Genomic DNA, 21,343 nt, shown 5'->3' with positions numbered 1-21,343 from the left:
CCCTTTCTAAAATTTGATTGATGTAAGTAAATTCATTGACTTTAGTTGCTCGCTGGCAGACATCGAAACCTCTTTTAGTGCAGTGACAATCCGGTCATGATGGAATTCGAAGTAGGAACTCTCCCCAACAACGCTTAGACTCATAGAAGTTTTTCCATCATCATGAAAAATCGGAACAGAAATGGCTGACACACCTATTTCCAATTCTTGTAGGCAATAAGAAACACCTTCTGTTATAACCGTTTCCAACTCTTTTTCCAAAGCCTCCCATTCCGTTATGGTATAGGGGGTAATGGGTGTAAAGCTCTCCTTTGCCAGTAATGAACAGATTTTCTCCTTCTCTTGATAAGCGATGATGGCTTTCGATGCAGCTGAACAATTAAACGGCATTCGCTGTCCAACATGAACAAAATATTTACTTCGTAATTGAGACGGTTGGTGGGTATGTGTACAATAGACCTGATCATCCTGGAATCTACTTAAATAAGAATACTGGCCTGTTCTTCTTGAAACCTCTTCGCAATACCTCCCCATTAATCCAATGGGGTCTTGCGCCCGTAAGAATTGACTTCCCCAAAACATAGCCTTTGGACCAAGGGTATAGTGCTTCGTTTGAAGGTTTTGTGTTACGAGTTGGTGCAACATCATGCTGCTCAGCATCCGGTGAACTGTGCTTTTACTAAGACTCGTTCTCCTTGACAATTCACTGATACCAATCCCCTCAATTGGATTTTCACTAATGCAATCCATAACCTCTGTAAATCGATTAAGCCATTCCATCTATCCATCTTCCTTTGCGTGTAATAAATGATTTATTATTGATAGTTCTGCTAAACGGGACATTGTTCCATTTTCATGAAAAGAAACACCCCTACTCATAATAATAGAGTAGGGAGGATATTTTACTTATACTAATTCTTTGCCTTTTGTTTCTGGTATTAAAAAGATAAATGCAAGTGCAGATAAAATATAAATTCCGGAAATTAAGCTTAGCGCATAACTTAATGAATGGTTTAAAGAAATATATCCAATGACGAAAGGGGCAAATCCGGCAATGGCCCGACCAATATTGAAAATAATATTCTCTGCTGATGACCTTGCTTCTGTCGGATAGTTCTCTGCAAGAAGTGCACCAAAACCGCCCATCATTCCATTTACGAAGAATCCTAATATTCCTCCTAGAATTAATAACGCAACCATGGATGTTTGTTGGAAATAGATCCAAACAATCAGCGCGGAGGCAAAAAGGAAGATTAAGTAGGACGGTTTCCGCCCAATCTTATCTGCAAGGTAACCAAAAACAATAATTCCGACAACCATCCCAACAATCGTTATAACCGTCCACCAGGTAGTTTTATTAAAGTTGTATCCTAATTCGCTAGACAGCATCGTTGGCATCCAAGTCATAATTCCGTAAAAGCCAAAATTCTGAACACTGGTAGCAATGATTAATCCAATTGTTGCTTTTGTTATTTTACTTGAAGAAAATAAGTGGCCAATGGCAACTTTGTTCTTATTTTCCTCCTTTAATTTCTCCCAAATTTCAGGTTCTTTCATATTCCGGCGGGACCAGAAGGCTAACAATGCTGGAATTACACCAGCAACGAAAACTCCCTGCCAGCCGAATTTTGGAGCGATAAATAATACAGCTAATGTCGCAAGTACAATTCCAATCTGAAACCCAGTTGCCACGACAGATGTAGCCCGTGAACGGTATTTCTTTGGCCAGGCTTCACTTACAAGGGTCATTCCAATTCCGAACTCTCCCCCAAGCCCTAACCCGGAAAGGAAACGGAAAATTCCCAATGTCTCAAGATTAGGTGCCACAGCACATAGCCCCGTAAATAATGAAAAGATTAAAATGGTCCAAGTGAACACACGGACACGTCCATATTTATCGGCTAACACACCAAAGACAATTCCGCCAAGCACAGACCCTAATAATGTAATGGTGGAAATACTGCCGGCCTGGGCTGCGTTGATCCCAAAATAAGCAATAATCAACGGCATGGTATAAGCAAGGATCATCATATCTAGGCCATCCATAGCGTAACCAATTGTTGAGGCCCAAAGCGTCTTCCATTGATAACCAGTTATTTTTTCTGAACCAACTTCAATTTGACCTGTGATTTTTCGAATATTTGCTTCCATATTGTTCCTCCCATTTAAGAAATCCCTTCAATGTAAAGTGATTTCTCTCTCTATAAACTATTAGTTTTCTTAAAAATACTCCCGTTTTCTCAGTTTTTCGTATTAGTTAAAATATCATTGACACAAGAATTATGGATGAAAATTGAATTTCTTTAAATATTTGGATAGTGGGGGAACGTGGAAATATAGCCCACTACCTATTTTCCTTATAGCGGAAAAATCAATAACCTTTTTGATCGCACAATTGGATCTCCACAAGGCTCACGGCGGTTTAACCTCCCATGTCTAACAGAGTCAATGCTCCTACATTCCTTCGTTCAACTTATCCATGAGGTGGGTGTCAGTAAAGCTCCTTTGCAGGGTCAATGCCCGTATGGAAAAAAATACGTCTGGCTTCTCCGTGCTTCTAATGTCATACCTTTGATTAAACAATTCTTTATACTGAGTTAGAGTACATTTCAAGCTGTTTCAAAGTTTTAAGCTACTTCCTGTAATGTGTTCATATATGGCATATCATTTAACGTTTTTTTATAGCTAAATTGGCATTGTTTTGTCGCTACTGTAAACAAAATTCGTATTAACTTACAACATAGGACTATTAAAGACTGCTTCTTCTTCAAGGGGGTGACTGGGCGCGTTGTATAGTATTGGTTCAACGCTTTAAAAGCAGGATTTTTAGCGACCAGAGGCATAATGACTCGGAATAAAAGAGCACTTAGGCCTGGACGTCCCCGCTTAGTAATCCTGGTTTGACCCTTGTGTTTCCCTGAAGTATTCAAGCGCAAATTAAGCCCTGCCAACTTTCAAATCTGCTTGAGATGTTAATATTTACTCAGTTCATCTACTTCAGCGAAGAACCCTGCTACAGTAAGCTTCCCAATACCTTTGATTTGAAGGATTTCGGTTACCCCTGGAATCTCTTTAAGTAACTCATCTATTTGTGATTCCAACTCTTAGAGTTTCCTTTGGATAAGGCAATACTTTTCCAAAAGGGTTTCTAGTTCTAATTTGGCTAATCCAACTCCCTCTTTGATGCCAATAGAACGTCGTGCCGCATCTTTTAAAGCCCTTACTCAGGCTAGACCTTCGCCTCGTTTAGCCTCCTTTTTATGTGAGCCAATAATGCGTAGTCGGCCCAAGTTAATATTTCATTTGGCAATAAGCAAAGCTTTAAAACTTGTAGTGCCGCTTTCCCTTCCCAATCCTTAAAGACTGCTAGAAACTCAGGAAAATATCGGTCAATCCAGTTGTGGACTTGCCCCTGTGCTGATTGAAGGTCAGAAGATAGAAGATCGTGCAATTTCATGTCTTCTGGAAGGTTTGGTTCGGCGTATCTTCAGTCTTTAACTAACTACGCAATAGTCTTTGCATCTTTCACATCATTTTTGGTATGGGAATTATCATCTAATTCTTTGCTTTTCTTGACATGCATTGGATTTACGATCACAAACTTAATCCCTTTCTCTTAAGGAAATAGGCAAAATTAAGCCAATAATGTCCTGTAGGCTCCATTCCAATGATTACATCCGACATACCGTGTTTGTTTAAAAGTAGCTGGATCCACTGTTCAAGGAATTCAAATCCATGTTTTTTGTTTTCAAAGGTGAGGGCTTTCCCAAATTCTATTCCTCTGAAATCCTGTGCACGTGCTACATACTTGTGTTTAGCAATATCAACGCCAATGATGAGAGTTGAAGAAGTAATTTGAGATATTTTACGATTTTGGTTATCATTCATTTTGAGTCCTCCTTTGTAATCAGTTAAGGGTCCTTTTGCTGCGCAGCTTTTGGACACCTCGTATTCTACCAAGGGGGCTTTTCTTCTTTCAAACCTCAAATTTCTTCATTACAGGAATGCTCCTTTAATAAATGAAAACTAAAAAAATTATTAAGACTTTTCCTGATGTTTAAATTATTTACCCGTTCCTTCCAACGGAACACCATTCCAATTTACGGCAATAGTTTGGTTATTAATAGGATTTTTAAAACCCTATTTGAATTAGACTTTTTTCATTTATCTAATCACAGTCATAACCCAATATATTTTGGAGATTTTTCTTTAATACGAAGTACTCTAAAGATGCAAAAAGTTTCTTGAGATGACCATTCTAGGTTGAAAGAATTGAGATGGAGATACAAATGAATAGCATTTATATTAATTTTAAACCTTAATAACACCACCCTTAAATGAATTTTTACTTCTTAGCATTTAAAGTTATTCAATAAAAATAATAATATTATTATAAATTTTCCAAATTAAATCTGTAAAGGTCTTTGTTAGAAAATCTGACATGAAAATAAATAGAGAAAATAGAATCAGATTTTCTGGTGCTAATACTGATTAAACAATTGTTGAATTTCGTCAAAGTCATCTGTCTTTTTCAGTGCCAGCATGAGCAAAATCCTTGCTTTTTGAGGTAATAAATTATCGTAGATGCCAATCTAGAAATAATCGCACTGTTTTCTGCATGAATGCACACAGCTTTGCCTGTTTTCCCAATTTCACAAAAGGCATCATAGATTTGCCCATCATCCGGTGGCAGAACTACATCATCATCTTTAGAAAAATTATAAACCAGTTCAAGTGTATGAGGATTTAATGAGTATCCCCAAAACAGCTTAAATCCTACAACACTAGCTTCAGCTAATTTCGGTAATTCTTTGATGTTGAAGTCACCGAGCACCATACCTAAAAGTGAAAAATCGACAAAAGCATTTTTCCCAAGAGTTTCAGCTTTTAAACGGAATGAATCGACATCGCTAACGGGAGGTATCGAATTTGGCTCTCAATAACCGTCGTTACTCCGCCGGCAGCTGCCGACTTTGTTAAATGATAAAAATCTTCTTTATAAGTAAGAACAGGGTCACGGCTATGAACATGTTCATCTATAAACCCTGGAAATACATATTTGCCGCCTGCATCGTATTCTTCTATCTCCTTTCCCCCATCAATTGTTCCAATAGTAATGATTTTCCCATCCTTCACACCAATATTTGCAGTAAATGTTTCTTTAGAATTAACGATTTCCCCATTTTTAATTACCAAATCATAATACATACCCATCCTCCACCTGATTAATGAAATAGTTTATTAATATCTGAATATTGTTCTACGTTTAATAGTGAGAACCATAGTTTCTTTTTTTTGTTCCTTACCTAAAATGTTATTAGTTAATTCCGAAAATTTGACGTATAAATCTACTTCAATGAAAGGATTTTGGACGCTCCCATAAGGATTGATACACTCTCCATGTAATATTTCTCCATTGTTTAAAAAAATGCTAACCTCAGCCATCGCGCTTGTTGGCCATTCGCGACTAAAATGATTGTCTACCGCTACATTCACTTTTTTCAGCAAATCTTGTACATTTTTGTTCGATAAATAAGGCTCCTTAAATAGCTCAAATGATGTATGCCCTTTAGATAAAATAGCAGCAACAGCGTAGGGAATGGAAAACTTTGCCGAAAGCTGATGGGATGCTACAAGAACATCGAGCCTCGCTGCATTTTGTGCGACTTTAACATTAACCTCTTTAATTTCATCAGCTTTAAATGTACGTGAGGTTTTAATAGGTGGATATTCACCTGTATGAATCATTTTTTTGACAGCGTCCACTGCTGCATCCAAAGCCGGATGTGTTAGTGCATAAGCCGCATGAAACTTAAAATAATTATCTAAAACTCCGTATTTACAATTCAGTTTTTCAATTAATGTTTCACTAGAAAAATCTTCCCCTAAAATTTTACCAAAAGCCTCTGAAAGGGCATACTCGTAACCGACAAATCCACTTTCAATGAGATCCTTAACAAAAAAAGCAGTCATTATGGTTAACGCGGGATAAGCATTTCGTATGGTTGCACCGACCAAGCTTGGCATCCACGATGTCCCCCCCCCGCTATACTTTGGATCGAAACTATCATACCGATACGAGTGTTCCCAGAAATAAGTGGACGCGAAATGTTTATCAAAACCTACTGGCTCCGGCTCATTACGCGCAATAACCGATTGTTGGCCCATTCGATGAATTTGTTCATAAATAGATTCTTAATCATATCCTGCATCCATCGTTTGATAACGTAAAGTGGGAAGTTGTACACTTTCGAGGATTCCTTTTAATAAAGGAATTGCTGCCTTCCCGTCATTCAAATTACCAGAATAAAAGATGGATTGAAGAATGTACTGGCTTTTTGTTCCTTCTATCCCCACCAAAAAACGTTCTTTCCTTCGCTGTTTTTCTTCACACTCCATTCTGGATTTTGAGGAATTTCGGCACGAAGTTGATCTAAAGGAACATCCAACTGTGCTTCTATTTTCTTTTCAAAAAGAGGGAGATTGGCTTCGCGTTCATCCTTCTCAATCAACCATTGTTCTCTCTCTTCTTTTGATTTACGCCCTCTTTTCTTGGGCTCAGTTTTGGGTTTTTCCACTTTCGGAGGTGCTTGATCTTTAGCTTTTAAGTGTGTCGCATCAGTGGCTGCCTTTTCATCCTAGATAAATCTTTCTGTAATGGATTATAGAATTGTGCCCATAGCCTTTTCAAGAACACTCGATTCACTAAGAATGGTCCCCATTCTTGAATAAGCTACTTCTGATGGTACTTTATCAGAAAACAAATTCCGCAGCCTAAACGGAAACCATATCGTTTTTTAATTTGTTAAAATAATATTATAGAATGTTAAAAATTGTATAGAATTTATTAGCCAAAAATGTGGAGGAGTGAATATGTGAACAGATTTTTCAAATTATTTATAGGCTTGTTATTTATCTTGACATTAACAGGATGTTTTGGAGAAGAATATGATTTTACTCCCCCTACTGTTTCACTTGTAAATCCTGACGATATTACCCAAGAAGAAAAATTAGCAGAAGCAAACATAGATTGGACCTTGATAAAAAATACAACAAGAAAACGAAGGGTATTCTATCATTAGCAAAAAAACAAAACACAATGTACTTTAATTCCGGACAGCGAGTTCAATTCAATCTTGAAAACGGAGAACTTGACGCAAAAAAGGTAAAAATTTCACTTTGGCAAATAAAAACATAATTGATTTAGCAATTGATACCGCTGGTCAAAATTTCAACTTACCGAAAGAAAAAGGCGAGTATATGATTGTTTTAGACCTCCCTACGTATAAAGGAACTGCTCAATATGTAGGGAATATCGTCATTCAGTAATATCAAGGTTAGAAATGGAAATTTATAAAAATTAACTTGAAAATCCATTATCATTTAAGATTTTATCCACATTATCTGAACTACTTATGTATATCCACATTCCTAAATTTAATTATCCTTTCATACTTCATTGAAAAGGCATTTTCTTCAGAGATGCCTTTTTCTGTGTATGTATCTTCTTATTGCAAACGCCAGTCAGTTTAAAAATAAAAAGTAACTACTTTTTTCATAGCTGCCTAAGTAATCGGAGGTTTGCATATATCGCTTTATATTCTAGCATCTTTCCATAAATCCCAAAAAATACATGTAAGCAGGAACGCAGAAGAATTCTTCTTCTGACGGTACCCAGGGAGTCTTTCACAATAAAAATGAGGGGGCTATATTTTCTTTAACGTTCCTTTTCAAATCAAAAAATGTAAAAAACATATCAATTAGCAAAAGAAAAGCATGACCATTCAACTTTTGAAAGGATCATGCTTTTTCTGGTCTAATCTTTTATAATTGGCATTTTCCCCTTATAGCCACAAACGGGGCATGTAACAATTCGTTCGTTCATGAAACCTGTCTTTAATGCAAATGCAAAACTTAATTTTGATAATTTAAAGCTACTTCTACAAATTGGATATCCTTTCATCATCCCTTCGATAAAACTGGAGTCTACATCTTTTAGTGGTATGGACTATCAGGGCTTTCTTATTTACCAAGCAATCTAACGAATCAATTATTACTTTTCGCTCTTCAATTATCTCCAATTTCCCATAAATATGGACAGACACATAATTCCAAATAGGTACTGACTTCGGTGTTTCGTACCAAGATAGTTATATAAGTGTTTTGGTCATGATGAAGTCTATTGGTTCTTCTTCCCCCATATAAAAAGAGTGGATTCTTGTTTGAACAAATCCCCTACTCTTATAAAAGGCAAGAGCATTTTCATTTTTTTCCCATACGCCTAACCAGATTTTCTTTTTATTACGTTCCAGCGCAATTTTCATCGCCATATTTAACAGATATTTTAACAACGAAAAAAAATCCACATAAACAACCAACTCAATAGGTGAGTTAGTTATTAATGCAGATTTTTTTTGTTTCTTAATTCTTTTATTCTATTAGGGGTTACATCTTCCCCGTTTGGATCAAGAACTGTGACGTTCTTTAATGTGTTCTTCATGGAAGATCGAAAGGCCTTTAAGTATTCACTTCTTAATAAGGATTGTTCCTTAGCCTCTTCAATCGATAAACCTGATTCTTTCGATTTTTTAGCGAGGGCATTAATTCTTGCCAATTTTTCTTTGGATATCATTCTTTAACTCCTTTTAATCAAACATAATAAATATATGTTACTCGAATCAAGTGTTATTGACAAGCAAGTTGCACGTGCTTTATTGATTTTCCATATATTCCTTATATCTTCTATGTACCGTAGCCTTTGAAACATCATAGCCGAAACCTCTTAAGGTCGCTGCGATTTCGGAAAAAGTGAGTTTATTTTGTTTTAATCGAATAATTTCCTCAATTGGTACTTGCTTTCGGTCCCTTCCAGCATTCTGGCCTTGATTTTTTAAGTTGTTTTCAGGCTGAAATCCTTTCTTTATCGCCCTTTTCATTCCTCTTTTGATTTTCATATTGTGAATTTTCCGCTGGTAATCTTCTACTATTCCCACAATCTGCAAGACCATTGAATCGGCTTCTGAAAGTTGCATTTCACCATTTTGAGTTAAACTATATAATTTCACATCCTCTTTAAGGATACAATGCAATAGCGCAATCTTGGCGTTCCCTCGACCTAATCTTGTTTCATCCTGAATGAGAACAGCCTTCACATCCGGATCCTTAATCGCGTCTAATAATTCAAAAACTCCTTCTCTTTCCAAATCATAACCACTTGCCTGCTCCCTTATCACTGCAGCGATTTGGAAGCCGCTTCTTTTCGCCAAGTCTGTTAATTCCTCTTCCTGACGCTTTAGCGAGGTTTCTTGCGTTTCCTTAGTAGTACTCACTCTGCAATATATGATGCTCTTCATCTAATCACCTTAATAAGATCAATAATTTTCTGAACTTGCTACTTGCGTTTCGTCTGATTTTGTATTTTTTACGGGGATCATGATCTTTTCACCAGGAAAAATTTGATCTCCAGAAATTCCATTTTTCTCTTCTACCCATTTAATAAATTGATTGGAAGAAAGCCGATGCTCTGAAGCATATCTTTCAGAGATTTTCCAAAGTGACTCTCCTTCCTGAACCGTTATCTTAACATAATTTGAAGGATTATTTTCATGAATTTTATTTGAAAAAACAAAGGCTGCCGAAAAGCTTAATATGATGAATAGAATGATATAGCTGTATTGATTCCATATTTTTTTCATTTCTTAACACCTCTATACGAATGTTTGTTCGGATTCTTTTTCTTTATCATAATACGAACATTCGTTTGTGTCAAGAAATAATTCGAACTTATGTTTGTACCAACTGGTAATTCATGCTATAATACGAACAAGAATAATCTTAGAGGTGTACGTTTATGACAAAATTATCGAAACGTCAACAGGATATATTATCTTTCATAAAAGATGAAGTTCGTTCAAAAGGATATCCCCCTTCCGTAAGAGAGATTGGGGAAGCTGTTGGACTGGCATCCAGTTCAACCGTCCATGGACATCTTGCTAGACTGGAAAGCAAGGGCCTAATTCGTCGAGACCCCACAAAGCCTCGGGCCATTGAAATATTGGAATATGATGAAAATTCCAATATTCCAAAATACAATGTTGTCAACGTTCCAGTTGTTGGAAAGGTAACAGCCGGCCAGCCTATTACTGCGATTGAAAATGTAGAAGAATACTTTCCATTGCCTGAGAGTCTCGCCCCTTCAGATGAACAGATCTTTATGCTTGAAGTAATGGGAGACAGTATGATTGAGGCTGGAATTTTGGATGGAGATTATGTCATTGTAAGGCAGCAAAATACTGCTATAAATGGGGATATTGTCGTCGCTATGACCGAAGAGGATGAGGCAACCGTGAAAAGATTCTTTAAAGAAAAAGATTTCATTCGTCTTCAGCCGGAAAACTCTACTCTTGAGCCGATTATTTTGAATAATGTTTCCATTCTCGGAAAAGTCATCGGCGTTTATCGCCGTATTCACTAATACCAATCTAGTAAAAAACAACAAGCCATCCAGCTTGTTGTTTTTACTTTGGCTTATCATATTTACATGCCTGCTCACTATCACTTAAACCCTTTGTGGTTGGGTCTTGAATGATTCCTAAAGTAGATAAAATCATAGATACAGCATTTACTAACCCTATTACCCAATCTTCAAACTCTTTATTTAATTGAAAATCTGTCAGTCCAATCGCATGGGCACCATATAATAGGATTTCCGCCAATATAAAAATTTGCGCAATTAGAGTGATAACCCAGAGCCTATTTTTTAGTCGAACCTTCCAGTTAATCAAAGTAACCCCCCCTCTAATTCTCTATCTTATGATTTAGGCCATTTTTATAGAATGAATAAATGGGGATAAGATTACATTGTGAATAAATTAACAAACCTTTCGTCATTCTATAAAAATAACTAGTTAATTTATTATATTAATATCATTAATATTTCGTACCACTTATGACTTCCTTAAATAAAAATCCACTGATACCCCAAATAGAACCTTGTACTTAGTCATATATGAACAATAATAGAAAACTTTTTGCTTCTTTAAATATATTTTTCATCCCAGTTTAGGAATACGACAAAAAGGATCTACACAAATTGTCAAAACCTTGTAATCCTTGCCTATGTTTCTTTTGGACAGGCACGATGTCCAAGTTCCCACATAATGTATATGGACAACTATAGAAAGGAAAGTGAAAGAATGACTTTTAATCCGCATTATCCGCAGCCAATGTATCCACAACCAGGAGGCTATGGACAACCCTATGGTCAAATGCCTTATCCGCAAGCACCTGGTAAAAGTATAGGCCTTGGAAAGGGATATGGAAAAGGCCATGGGCAAATGCCCCATATGCCGGGATACGGTCATGGGCAAATGCCTCATATGCCGGGATACGGTCATGGGATGCAACATTATCCGGGCCAAATGTATGGCCCTGGATTTGGACAAATGCCTGGTGGTTTTCAATCAGGTTATCCTTATCCTCAAGGTGGAATGGGTCAGCAATACCCTTGGTTTTCTCAAGGAACCTTCCGTGATAATAAATCTAAATAATCATGATTACGAGGATGTCTCTTTATTGAGAGCATCCTTTCTTTATAATGGTTTATTGTGCCTACAATTCTATTTATCTTTTCCAAATTTCACATTATAATGACTATAACGGTTTCATAGATTAATAGAATTTCTTATGCAGCATTAGATAAAATCAGTAAAGGAAGTGTTATATGAAAACGAATTGGAAAAAAAGCATCCTTACAGCGTTTCTTATGATCTTTTTTCTTATTGGGTTGCCACATCCTTTTGGAAGCAATCATGTAGAGGCAACTAGCACTGCGAAATTGCCAAAGACTGCTTACCAAACAACCGCAAATCTAAACTTACGTACTGGCACAAGCACCAAATATTCCATCATATTATCGATTCCAAAAAGTAAAATCATCTATGCAACTGAAAAAAAAGGTGGATGGGTTAAGGTTTCGTATACGTATACCTATCGGGGGAAAAAGCTGACAAAAAGCGGATGGGTGAGCTCAACTTATATGAAGGAGTATTACCAATATATTAAAACCAAGGGCACCTACTATTTTTCCAATAAAACGGCGTATCTGTACCCTGCGCCAGATACGAAGAAAAAAGCAGCTTATAAAATCGCGCAAAACAACGGATTTTATTCCACCCAGCAAATTATTAACAGTGTTGGTCAAACCTGGTATCGTGTTTCATATAATGGACGAACACTCTATGTAAAAAGTAGTTCCGTTGCGAAAGTGACTCCAAAAACGTTCGCTGCTATTCAGTTAAAGGCAAAAGCGAATACAGTTATATATCAGGCATACGGAAAATCTTATAAAGCTCTTGCAAAAATTGGGATGAATCAAATCCTCTCGGCAAGTAAAATCGTTGGAGATTTCTACAAAGTGACCTATAACGGGATAACCGGATACATCTACAAAGATGATTTTGAGCAGGTTATCGATGAGGAAGAACCAGATGATGATAATCCTGATTATACGGAGATTGCCCTTTCAGGAAAGACCTTTTTAATGACTGCTGATACCATCGCAAGAAAGACTCCAGCAGAGAGCAGCGCGATGACAACCACCGTGTCAAAAGGAAAAATCGTCATTCCTACACATCAAACATCAAATGGATGGTATAAAGTGGCTTATAGTGGAAAAATCGGCTATGTTAATGGCAACACTCTCCAAGAAGTCACCACCGGAGATCCACTGGATCATCACGATGGTTATCAATTTATTGACTTGCGAACTAAATCAAGAGTAACCGCAGCACAAATCAATAATTATATTAGTGCATATGAAAAATTAACGGGAAAAACCAGCGTTTTACATAATAAAGGCAGTGTTTTTATCCAAGCAGGCGACCAATATGGCGTAAATGCCCTCTATCTTGCTGCGCATGCGATTCATGAAAGTGCTTATGGAACTTCGAATATTTCTTTGGGAAAATTCAATTTATTTGGCTTTGCGGCCTATGATGCGACACCATTTATTGCGGCCTACCGTTTCCAAACAGTGGACGATAATATCATGTACATCGCTCAAGAATTGAAAGCCACTTATTTAAATCCAAAAAGCTGGAAATATCAAGGGGCATATCTGGGATTTAGTACAAAGACGCTGAATAATACACGAGTAGATGCGAATAGTGAAGGAATGAACTTCTATTATGCCTCTGATCCAAAATGGGGAGTGAAGATTGCCGCACATATGCAAAACATTCTTCCATATAATAAAGCAGATTATACTGGGGCAGCAGTAGATACAAGAGTATTCGCAAATCCACCGATTCCTACTGGAAGCGAGGTATTTCCAGCTAGTATCCTTGCAGTTGCCAAAATGGATTTAGAATTAAAATTGAAAAAAGGAGATACCGCCTCAGTCATTACGCTGAAAAAAGGCAAGGAATTTGTTCTCCTCGAAAAAACGAATGATTTCTGGGTAAGGGTTCAGTATGAAGGGAAAACTTATTGGATATCCATCATCAAGTTTGATCACTATAATGATTATTTATCCGTGAAAAACTTAGGAAGAGTGAATGTTGACGGATTAAACGTCCGGCCCGATCCATCAACGGCCAATGCTCCAATCGCTACACTATCCATAAATCAATATGTTCAACTTGTATTAGACAGTAACGGCAATTTAACCATGGACCCTTCTAAAACCTGGTATAAAGTCAAACTTTCATCAGAGAAAATCGGTTGGGTTTCTGCTAGTTATCTAACACGAGAACTAAAATAAATTCTAATGAATGCCTTTCCTTTTTACAGGAGGGGCATTTTAATGAGCTTATGTGTGGCTTCCTGCCTGATTTCTTAAACCTTTCATGGGAGTTTATCACCTGAGATGGTAAACTCCCTTTTTTTCATTAATAACACAAGGATTTGGTAGACTCAAAATACCTTATTTCTATACACTGTTTTCAACGTAATTTTCTTCATAAATCGAATTCTATTTCCGATAGATCAAACAATCTCCTTTTCCATGGTATCCTCTTTTGCATTTGTTTTTTTGATTTTATATCCGAAATACAGAATCAAAAACCATATAGGCCCTACCATTAAGGCAATTCGCATGTCCTCTATAAATGCCATTAGGACAACGACAAATCCCAAAAATGTTAATGCTAAATAGGTTGAAACTGGATATAAGAGCATTTTAAATGATAATTTCTCTATTTCTTTTTTTGTTTTTGATTGTCTGAACTTTAATTGTGTAATCAGGATAATCGTCCAGCTGGTAATAACCGCAACCGTGGCGACTGCAGAAATATACAGAAACACTTTTTCAGGAACGATATAATTCAACACGACTGCAACTAATAAACATAAGGAAGAGAAAAGGATTCCACGTCTCGGGCTGCCATTCTTGCTAAGTTCTCCGAAGTATTTCGGTCCGTTATTTTGCAGGGATAAATTGTACAGCATTCTTCCAGAAGCGAATAAACCACTATTAAAAGCAGATAATGCTGCTGTTATGACAACGAAGTTAATGATATTCGCAGCACCAGGAATTCCCACTTTATCAAAAATTAACACAAATGGGCTGCCGTTTGTGCCGATTTTATTCCAAGGATATAGAATCATCATGACTCCTAATGCACCAATATAGAAAATGAGGATTCTCCAAATCACATTATTAATTGCAGATGGAATCGATTTTTGCGGATTTTTTGCTTCTCCTGCCGTAATTCCAACCAATTCAACCCCGCCAAAAGAAAACATCACGAGAACCAATGACATAATAATCCCCTTGATTCCATTTGGCATGAACCCACCGTGAGCCCAAAGATTGTCAAAGCCAATTGGCTGACCTCCGTTTCCAATTCCAAGGAAGATGATTCCTAATCCGAGGAGAATCATTCCGATAATGGCCACGACTTTAATCAGTGCAAACCAAAATTCAAGCTCTCCATAGACTTTTACATTCGCAATATTGATCATAGTAATGACAATAAGTGCGGCTAGTGCTGTCAGCCATTGGGGAATATCAGGAAACCAATAGTTTACATATACGCCGACCACCGTTATTTCTGCCATCTCAACGACAACCCACATGAACCAATAAGTCCAGCCGGTTAAATAACCGGCAAAAGGGCCTAAATATCGATGAGCATATGAACTAAATGAACCGGCAACCGGTTCTTCCACCGCCATTTCCCCAAGCGCTCTCATAATGGTGAAAATAACCAGGCCTCCGACTAAATAGGAGAACAAAATAGCTGGGCCCGCCATTTGAATCGTTGCACTTGAGCCATAGAACAATCCAACTCCAATTGCACCTCCAAGGGCAATTAACTGGATATGCCGATTGTCTAATCCTCGTTGAAGTCTCTTATTTTGCTGATCTTTCCTCAATGGTGATTCCTCCTAAATATATGATTTCTAATATCGCCAAATCGATAAGAAACAAATGATAAAAAAAAACGCCCTTTTGGATTAACCAAAAGGACGATTCAGCTCGTGTTACCACCTTTAATTCATAAGCAACTCAAATTGCTTACCTTCATAAGTACAGTCGTCAGACGATACTTTAGCACATGATGACGGGTGCTAAGCCGGTGTAGCCTACTAAGGGAATCCTATTCAGTACACAGCTCCAAGATGAATTCGCAATCATTCCACATGCACCTCTCATCAACCGGTCACTTTCTGTCTGTTTACATGATTGCTACTATTTCTTATCATAGCTTTTGTTCTTATATTCCGAAATGATTTATGCAAATATTAATTGTTTATAATTTTAGCGATTTATTTAAGTTTGTCAATATCAAATGTGCTTTTGCAACAAAGATACTCCGTTCATCCTTATCTCCATTATTCATAGATGAATGCTTTCAGCTTGTTATGAATGCTGCTTAAACCCATCTTAAAATGTTACGGAAAGAATTGTGAAGATTTTTTGACATAGAAAAAAAGTAGATATTGTTACCCAATTTTCAATCCAATACTAGCTTATCCCGATCGGCAGCTTTTGGTGGTTGTTCCATCCAGCCTTGATCAATCATAATATTGGCCCCATCCTCAACATAAAGACCTATATCCATTAATGCCTTTGCATACATCCCGCCAATATCTTTTCGGGCATTAAGTGATAATGCGTTTCCTATAGTTCTGATTTTCATTGAAAACATTTCAATTTTATGGGCTACCATTATTTTATCAGAAAAGGGTGAAACGGTTGCTTCACTAACAAAGTGATCTAATAACATAGGGGATGGTAAATTTTCCTTATTTAGTTTTTGTGAATTAATTTCTATATGCTTGTTGGTCATCTCCATGCCGCGAATAAAATATTCCCGAACTTTATTATTTTCTGCTACTTGACTAAATCCTAATAATAATGCCTTGCTAGTTAAATTATTTTCAAGATTATCATATAGATGGGCAATCTCTAATGCATTAAGAGAGCGAACATCTCCCAAAAAACCATGAAGATAATTCTGCTTTTTTATAAAATCTATTCTTTTGGGGATAGGAATTTGAGGTGGCCTTATATATAACCCTTTTGCCTTTAATATTCCGTTAACTTCGGTGATTAAATTCACAGTCGAGTTAAGAGTACGGATAAAAAAATCTCTTATGTCCTCTCTAGTCATGATTGGAATAGCGATGGAATACATCCCCAACCCTGCTTTAGCTGCATATTTCAAGTAATGAAGATAAAATTCATCAGAAAATAATCTGGGAGCATCCAAATTGATATCTTCTTCTGTATACCCAATTGGGATAGGAAATTTTTCCTTAATGAATATTTCTTTCACATTTTCCACAATCGTGTCACTTAAATTTAGGGCATTACTTAATACATTTTGTATATCCTGATCCTTAATATGCTGGAGATAATAGCGAATTATACACTTTGCAAGCGTGTTTCCTGTATAAGTAGTCCAAAGCTTTCCCATTTCTGCGGAGGTTAATGATTCATTTAATGGTAAATTCTCATTCATTATCGAAAAACTCCTTTTAGCGGCTTTCCATATAGTTTAATAAATACGAAACAAAATTATACAGCGCCTATAGATATTCACAAATATATGCACTTACCCAATACGACTAAACACGGCATCGGGAGTAGTTATCTACTTGGCGAAGGTTCAAAAACCTAATGCGACTTGAAAAGAATTTATTGGATTCTTAAATTAATTAAGAAACAAGTTTTAGCCCAACTGCTGCACTTAAAACCATACCAATGAAAACCAGCCTTTTCCAATCCTTAGACTCCCCGTATAACATCATTCCCAATATTGCTCCACCGGATGCACCGATTCCCGTCCATATGGCATAAGCTGTCCCCATAGGGAGTGTTTCCATTGCATAATTCAATAATAGGAAGCTTGCTCCAAATCCAAACACTAATAAAACAATTGATTTCCAATTACGTTCATCATGAACTTTATTGATCATTGTCACACCAAACATTTCAAATAACCCTGCTATTACTAATGAAATCCACGCCATTAGGAATCAGTCCCTTTCTTAACGTTTTCCTTTGTAACTAATTTCAAGCCAATTACACCTACTAGCAACAGTATAATCAAAAGAATTTTACTCATTTTGAACGGTTCCCCAAAGAATAGTATTTCGGAAATAACAGTACCTGCTGTCCCCAACCCCACAAATACTGCATATACTGTTCCTATTGGGAGTTTTTTTCCTGCCATAATCAAGCCCATGAAGCTGATGATGATGGCTACAGTCGTACCAGCCCATGTCCAAAAGCCATCTGCATGCTTCAGACCAATCACCCATATTACTTCAAATAGAGCTGCAATAAATACTTTAATCCAATTAATGCTCATTTTAAAAATCCAACCTCCATTTTACTTGTGATAAAAAACAAAAAAGCCTGAGAGAAAACTATCAATAGTTTCTCCCAGGCTTTTATCCTTCCGTGACACAGCAAACTGTGCGTTTTCTCTCGGACCAGACCAACATGAAGTTGCGGAACCCTAGAAAACATTTAATCTATACAATTATTTAAAATTATACACATAATCCATAATCATTCAATACAAAAATGATCGTTACGATTATGGTTTTATCTTTTTAATCTCAAAATCAGTCCGTTAAATGGTAAAACGAACACCTGTGAGGTCTTCACTCAGTGACCAGAGACGCTTAGCAGTCTGCTCGTCTATAGCCCATGGGCATACTCCGGGTACCCCCGGCTTCTTTATATCTTCAATTGGAACCAAAGGAGCAATATCGACATTTTGGCAATAAACTCCACCTTTCCCGTCAAGTTGGTTGCTTACAGCACACCAGACGATCGTCGCGGCTCCTTCCGGTACGGTTTTGCGTTCTTCCGTCAATTCACTATACGTCCGCCGTCCCTGCACATTGATCACCCCAGAAGCGCTCAATTCTTCATTGGACAAGTGACGGGAGAGCTCGGTAATGATGGTTCCGGGATGAACGGAGAAAGCTCTTACATGATGTGGCTTGCCCCGTTTATCCAGTTCTAGGGCGAAAAGGGCGTTAGCCGTCTTGGATTGCCCGTAAGCCTCCCATTTGCTATAAGGGCGACGTTGATAATTCGGATCCTCGAAATGGATGCTACTTTGTCTATGAGCGCCTGAAGAAACGGAAACAACTCGAGCACCGTTTGCTCGTTTCAGAGCTGGCCAGAGCCGTGATGCCAGTTGAAAGTGACCCAAGTGATTGGTAGCGAACTGTAATTCATATCCTCTACGATCGTGTTGTTCAGGTATGGCCATGATCCCTGCGCAGTTCACGAGAATGTGAAGGGGACGGCCCGATTCCTCGAATCGGTGAGCGAAGGCATCGATCGAATCTGGATTGGCAAGATCAAGTTCTCCTAGTTCTGCATTAGGAATCGAATTCAATGCGACTTTGGCCTTGTCTAGCGAACGGGCAGGAACGACGACTTGGGCTCCTGCCTTCGCAAATACCCTTGATACCTCCAAGCCAATTCCGGAATATCCGCCAGTCACAATGGCAACCTTGCCAGTCAAATCCACTCCTTGCATGATCTCTTCGGCAGTCGTACGTGGTCCATATCCGGTATGCAGTGGTTGTTGCGGTGTCCGTTGGTTTGCATCAATTCTCATCAGTGTTTTCCTCCTTTTGATGTCCATCCTTGATTTCTTGAAAATGCTTAAGCTTGTATCGAATGATTTCAGCAGTAGCGTTTAGTTCGGATATCCGTTGCTCGATCGCCTCTCGGTGCGAATCCAACAACGCATAACAATGTGCATCGTTTTTCTGCGAGTAGTGATGCACATACTCCTTAATTTTCTTGAGTGGCATATCTGTTCGTTTGAGATGGTTCAAAAAAAGGATACGGCCTATATCTTTCTCGTTGTACATTCGTTTTTGTCCACCGCCTCTCATCGGTGAAGCGAGCAGTCCTATTTTCTCGTAATAACGAAGGGTTTCCGTAGAAAGTCCTGTTCGTTCAGCAACTTTGGAAATCGAATACGTCTGTTCTTTGTTCATAAATGTCTCCTTTCTTGCTTTTCTTTCTCCCATCATAATCTTATTACTTGGAGTATACTCTAAGTCAAGGTTTCCTAACCCTTCAGAACAAAAAGAAGAAAGAAAGTATCACGTATCAGAGACGATAGTTCATAATTAATTTATGACAGTCTAAGATTTAATTTCCAAGTCTTCAGACTGCTTCTGATTGATTATCCAATCCACAAAACATACACCTGAAGCTCTTCAATTAGAAGCCGGAGCAGATTTGAAATATATCCAAGAGCGATTAGGGCGGAATCATACAGATTTCAGCTGATGATTATGCACAATGCACATCAATAAGTAAATTGAACAGGCTCAAATGAGGAAATTCGAGGAGCATATGTATAAACATCCTCAAATCATTTTATTATTTATTTTCGGGGCAGTTTCAAAATTCATGAAACCAAACATAAAAACACCCACAAAATAAAAAAAGCCTCAACACCAATGGTGTCAAGGCTTCTCCTTATTAATACATCTTCATATATTGTTCGCGTTCCCAAGGATGAACTTGAGTTCTGAACATATCCCACTCAATTTCTTTTGCTTCAATGAAGTGTTCAAAAATATGATCTCCAAGTCCAGATACAATTACGTTATCAGAAGCCATCACATCTAAAGCTAGAGCTAAGGTTGCTGGTAAATCATGAATTCCAGCTTCTTCTCTTTCTTCTTTGCTCATGATATAAATGTTGCGGTCAACAGAAGCTGGAGGAGTTAATTCGTTCTTCACTCCATCTAATCCTGCTTTTAAGAGAACTGCCATTGCAAGATAAGGATTGGCGGATGGGTCAACACTGCGTACTTCAATACGAGTACTCAAGCCGCGAGAAGCAGGAATACGAATTAATGGTGAACGGTTTCTAGCTGACCATGCAACATAGCAAGGTGCTTCATAACCTGGAACTAAACGTTTATAAGAGTTTACTGTTGGATTAGTTACAGCTGTAAAACTAGGAGCATGCTTTAACACACCAGCGATAAAGTAACGAGCTGTATCACTTAATTCTAAGTCACCGGTAGGATCATAGAATACATTCTTTCCATTAGTAAATAATGATAGATTACAGTGCATACCTGAGCCATTTACACCGAATAATGGTTTTGGCATAAATGTAGCATGAAGACCATGCTTACGAGCAATTGTCTTAACTACTAGTTTAAAAGTTTGAATTTGGTCACAAGCTGTTAAAGCATTCGCATATTTGAAATCAATTTCATGTTGGCCTGGTGCCACTTCATGGTGAGAAGCTTCGATTTCAAATCCCATTTCTTCTAATTCAAGAACGATATCACGGCGGCAGTTTTCACCTAAATCAGTTGGTGCTAAGTCAAAATAACCACCATTATCGTTTAACTCTAAAGTAGGTTCTCCTTTTTCATCCAATTTGAACAAGAAGAATTCTGGTTCAGGTCCTAAGTTGAAATCTGTGAAGCCCAATTCTTCCATCTCTTTTAATACTCTTCTTAGGTTATTACGAGGATCCCCTTCGAAAGGTGTTCCGTCTGGATTGTAGATGTCACAGATAAGACGTGCCACTTTTCCTTTTTCAGCTGTCCAAGGGAAAATAACCCAAGTGTCTAAATCAGGATATAAATACATATCAGATTCTTCAATACGTACAAAACCTTCAATTGATGAACCATCAAACATCATCTTATTATCCAAAGCTTTTTCAAGCTGACTAATCGGAATTTCCACGTTTTTAATTGTACCTAGAATGTCGGTAAATTGTAAACGAATAAACTTTACATTTTCTTCTGTAGCCATTTTCTTGATGTCATCTTTTGTGAACTTTACCATTACGGTTCCTCCTTAATGATTCAAAAAATATAT

General features: G+C 37.5%; 21 protein-coding genes, 3 pseudogenes, 1 riboswitch and 1 other annotated feature. Of the genes and pseudogenes, 4 read left to right on the top strand and 20 right to left on the bottom strand.

Annotation, left to right across the window (positions count from 1 at the left end; all coding sequences use genetic code 11):
* Positions 1-6 precede the first annotated feature (6 nt).
* The 7 genes and pseudogenes from ACE38V_RS08000 to ACE38V_RS07970 form a co-directional block, all read right to left on the bottom strand.
* Complete coding sequence (locus ACE38V_RS08000) at positions 7-780, bottom strand: IclR family transcriptional regulator (protein WP_375840688.1); 774 nt, start codon at positions 778-780, stop codon at positions 7-9.
* 126 nt (positions 781-906) lie between these two features.
* Positions 907-2,151: an MFS transporter gene (locus ACE38V_RS07995; protein WP_375840687.1), complete on the bottom strand. Its 1,245-nt coding sequence runs from the start codon at positions 2,149-2,151 to the stop codon at positions 907-909.
* Between the two features lie 476 nt (positions 2,152-2,627).
* A pseudogene (locus ACE38V_RS07990) lies at positions 2,628-3,888 on the bottom strand (IS110 family RNA-guided transposase).
* A 643-nt stretch (positions 3,889-4,531) separates the two neighbouring features.
* On the bottom strand, positions 4,532-4,834 hold the full coding sequence (locus ACE38V_RS07985; RefSeq protein WP_375840686.1) for a hypothetical protein: 303 nt from the start codon (positions 4,832-4,834) through the stop codon (positions 4,532-4,534).
* A 53-nt stretch (positions 4,835-4,887) separates the two neighbouring features.
* Entirely contained in the window at positions 4,888-5,208 is a 321-nt protein-coding gene (locus tag ACE38V_RS07980; protein WP_375840685.1) for a hypothetical protein, read from the bottom strand.
* Between the two features lie 33 nt (positions 5,209-5,241).
* Positions 5,242-6,027 carry an MmgE/PrpD family protein gene (locus tag ACE38V_RS07975; RefSeq protein WP_375840764.1) on the bottom strand — a complete coding sequence of 262 codons (786 nt, stop codon included), beginning with the start codon at positions 6,025-6,027 and terminating at the stop codon, positions 5,242-5,244.
* 21 nt (positions 6,028-6,048) lie between these two features.
* Positions 6,049-6,805 (bottom strand): annotated as a pseudogene (locus ACE38V_RS07970) (transposase); the annotation flags it as partial.
* Between the two features lie 70 nt (positions 6,806-6,875).
* Here ACE38V_RS07970 and ACE38V_RS07965 point away from each other — a divergent pair.
* Positions 6,876-7,082, top strand: a complete 207-nt coding sequence (locus tag ACE38V_RS07965; protein WP_375840684.1) for a hypothetical protein — start codon at positions 6,876-6,878, stop codon at positions 7,080-7,082.
* 858 nt (positions 7,083-7,940) lie between these two features.
* Here ACE38V_RS07965 and ACE38V_RS07960 read toward each other — a convergent pair.
* The 5 genes and pseudogenes from ACE38V_RS07960 to yneA form a co-directional block, all read right to left on the bottom strand.
* Positions 7,941-8,105, bottom strand: a complete 165-nt coding sequence (locus ACE38V_RS07960) for a hypothetical protein (RefSeq protein WP_375840683.1) — start codon at positions 8,103-8,105, stop codon at positions 7,941-7,943.
* A gap of 45 nt (positions 8,106-8,150) precedes the next feature.
* A pseudogene (locus tag ACE38V_RS07955) lies at positions 8,151-8,345 on the bottom strand (GNAT family N-acetyltransferase); the annotation flags it as partial.
* 53 nt (positions 8,346-8,398) lie between these two features.
* Entirely contained in the window at positions 8,399-8,632 is a 234-nt protein-coding gene (locus ACE38V_RS07950) for a DUF896 domain-containing protein (RefSeq protein ID WP_375840682.1), read from the bottom strand.
* 79 nt (positions 8,633-8,711) lie between these two features.
* Positions 8,712-9,353, bottom strand: a complete 642-nt coding sequence (locus tag ACE38V_RS07945; protein ID WP_375840681.1) for a YneB family resolvase-like protein — start codon at positions 9,351-9,353, stop codon at positions 8,712-8,714.
* Positions 9,354-9,371: 18 nt separating this feature from the next.
* Positions 9,372-9,695: a cell division suppressor protein YneA gene (yneA, locus tag ACE38V_RS07940; RefSeq protein ID WP_375840680.1), complete on the bottom strand. Its 324-nt coding sequence runs from the start codon at positions 9,693-9,695 to the stop codon at positions 9,372-9,374.
* Between the two features lie 155 nt (positions 9,696-9,850).
* On the opposite strand from yneA, the gene lexA reads away from it, so the two are divergent.
* The gene (lexA, locus tag ACE38V_RS07935; protein ID WP_375840679.1) at positions 9,851-10,474 is read left to right on the top strand and encodes a transcriptional repressor LexA; all 624 of its coding nucleotides are present in this window, start codon (positions 9,851-9,853) and stop codon (positions 10,472-10,474) included.
* A 43-nt stretch (positions 10,475-10,517) separates the two neighbouring features.
* On the opposite strand, the gene ACE38V_RS07930 is transcribed toward lexA, so the two are convergent.
* A complete protein-coding gene (locus ACE38V_RS07930) occupies positions 10,518-10,784 on the bottom strand; it encodes a phage holin (RefSeq protein WP_375840678.1) in 267 nt (88 codons plus the stop codon).
* Between the two features lie 411 nt (positions 10,785-11,195).
* On the opposite strand from ACE38V_RS07930, the gene ACE38V_RS07925 reads away from it, so the two are divergent.
* Both ACE38V_RS07925 and ACE38V_RS07920 read left to right on the top strand, forming a co-directional pair.
* The gene (locus tag ACE38V_RS07925) at positions 11,196-11,549 is read left to right on the top strand and encodes a hypothetical protein (RefSeq protein ID WP_375840677.1); all 354 of its coding nucleotides are present in this window, start codon (positions 11,196-11,198) and stop codon (positions 11,547-11,549) included.
* 173 nt (positions 11,550-11,722) lie between these two features.
* Positions 11,723-13,762 (top strand): SH3 domain-containing protein, encoded by a 2,040-nt coding sequence (locus ACE38V_RS07920; RefSeq protein ID WP_375840676.1) that lies wholly within the window; start codon positions 11,723-11,725, stop codon positions 13,760-13,762.
* Positions 13,763-13,986: 224 nt separating this feature from the next.
* Here ACE38V_RS07920 and ACE38V_RS07915 read toward each other — a convergent pair whose 3' ends face one another.
* The 7 genes from ACE38V_RS07915 to glnA form a co-directional block, all read right to left on the bottom strand.
* Entirely contained in the window at positions 13,987-15,378 is a 1,392-nt protein-coding gene (locus tag ACE38V_RS07915) for an amino acid permease (RefSeq protein ID WP_375840675.1), read from the bottom strand.
* 86 nt (positions 15,379-15,464) lie between these two features.
* Positions 15,465-15,717, bottom strand: a binding site (T-box leader).
* Between the two features lie 242 nt (positions 15,718-15,959).
* Positions 15,960-16,970, bottom strand: a complete 1,011-nt coding sequence (locus ACE38V_RS07910) for a DUF3231 family protein (RefSeq protein ID WP_375840674.1) — start codon at positions 16,968-16,970, stop codon at positions 15,960-15,962.
* A gap of 196 nt (positions 16,971-17,166) precedes the next feature.
* On the bottom strand, positions 17,167-17,481 hold the full coding sequence (locus ACE38V_RS07905) for a DMT family transporter (RefSeq protein ID WP_375840673.1): 315 nt from the start codon (positions 17,479-17,481) through the stop codon (positions 17,167-17,169).
* The gene (locus tag ACE38V_RS07900; RefSeq protein WP_375840672.1) at positions 17,481-17,822 is read right to left on the bottom strand and encodes a DMT family transporter; all 342 of its coding nucleotides are present in this window, start codon (positions 17,820-17,822) and stop codon (positions 17,481-17,483) included. Before ACE38V_RS07900 ends, ACE38V_RS07905 begins: the two co-directional genes overlap by 1 nt.
* A gap of 69 nt (positions 17,823-17,891) precedes the next feature.
* A riboswitch (guanidine-I (ykkC/yxkD leader) is annotated at positions 17,892-17,987 on the bottom strand.
* A 102-nt stretch (positions 17,988-18,089) separates the two neighbouring features.
* Complete coding sequence (locus ACE38V_RS07895; protein WP_375840671.1) at positions 18,090-19,094, bottom strand: oxidoreductase; 1,005 nt, start codon at positions 19,092-19,094, stop codon at positions 18,090-18,092.
* Positions 19,084-19,482, bottom strand: coding sequence for a MerR family transcriptional regulator (locus tag ACE38V_RS07890; RefSeq protein ID WP_375840670.1), 399 nt, complete (start codon positions 19,480-19,482; stop codon positions 19,084-19,086). The genes ACE38V_RS07895 and ACE38V_RS07890 overlap by 11 nt, the downstream gene beginning before the upstream one ends.
* A 493-nt stretch (positions 19,483-19,975) precedes the next feature.
* A complete protein-coding gene (gene glnA / locus ACE38V_RS07885) occupies positions 19,976-21,310 on the bottom strand; it encodes a type I glutamate--ammonia ligase (protein ID WP_375840669.1) in 1,335 nt (444 codons plus the stop codon).
* Positions 21,311-21,343: the final 33 nt, after the last annotated feature.

The organism is Cytobacillus sp. Hz8 (genome assembly GCF_042263505.1).
In the GTDB taxonomy this organism is placed as follows: domain Bacteria; phylum Bacillota; class Bacilli; order Bacillales; family Cytobacillaceae; genus Bacillus_BE.
The sequence above is the reverse complement of the archived record's forward strand: the minus strand, read 5'-3'. Positions and strand labels throughout refer to the sequence as shown.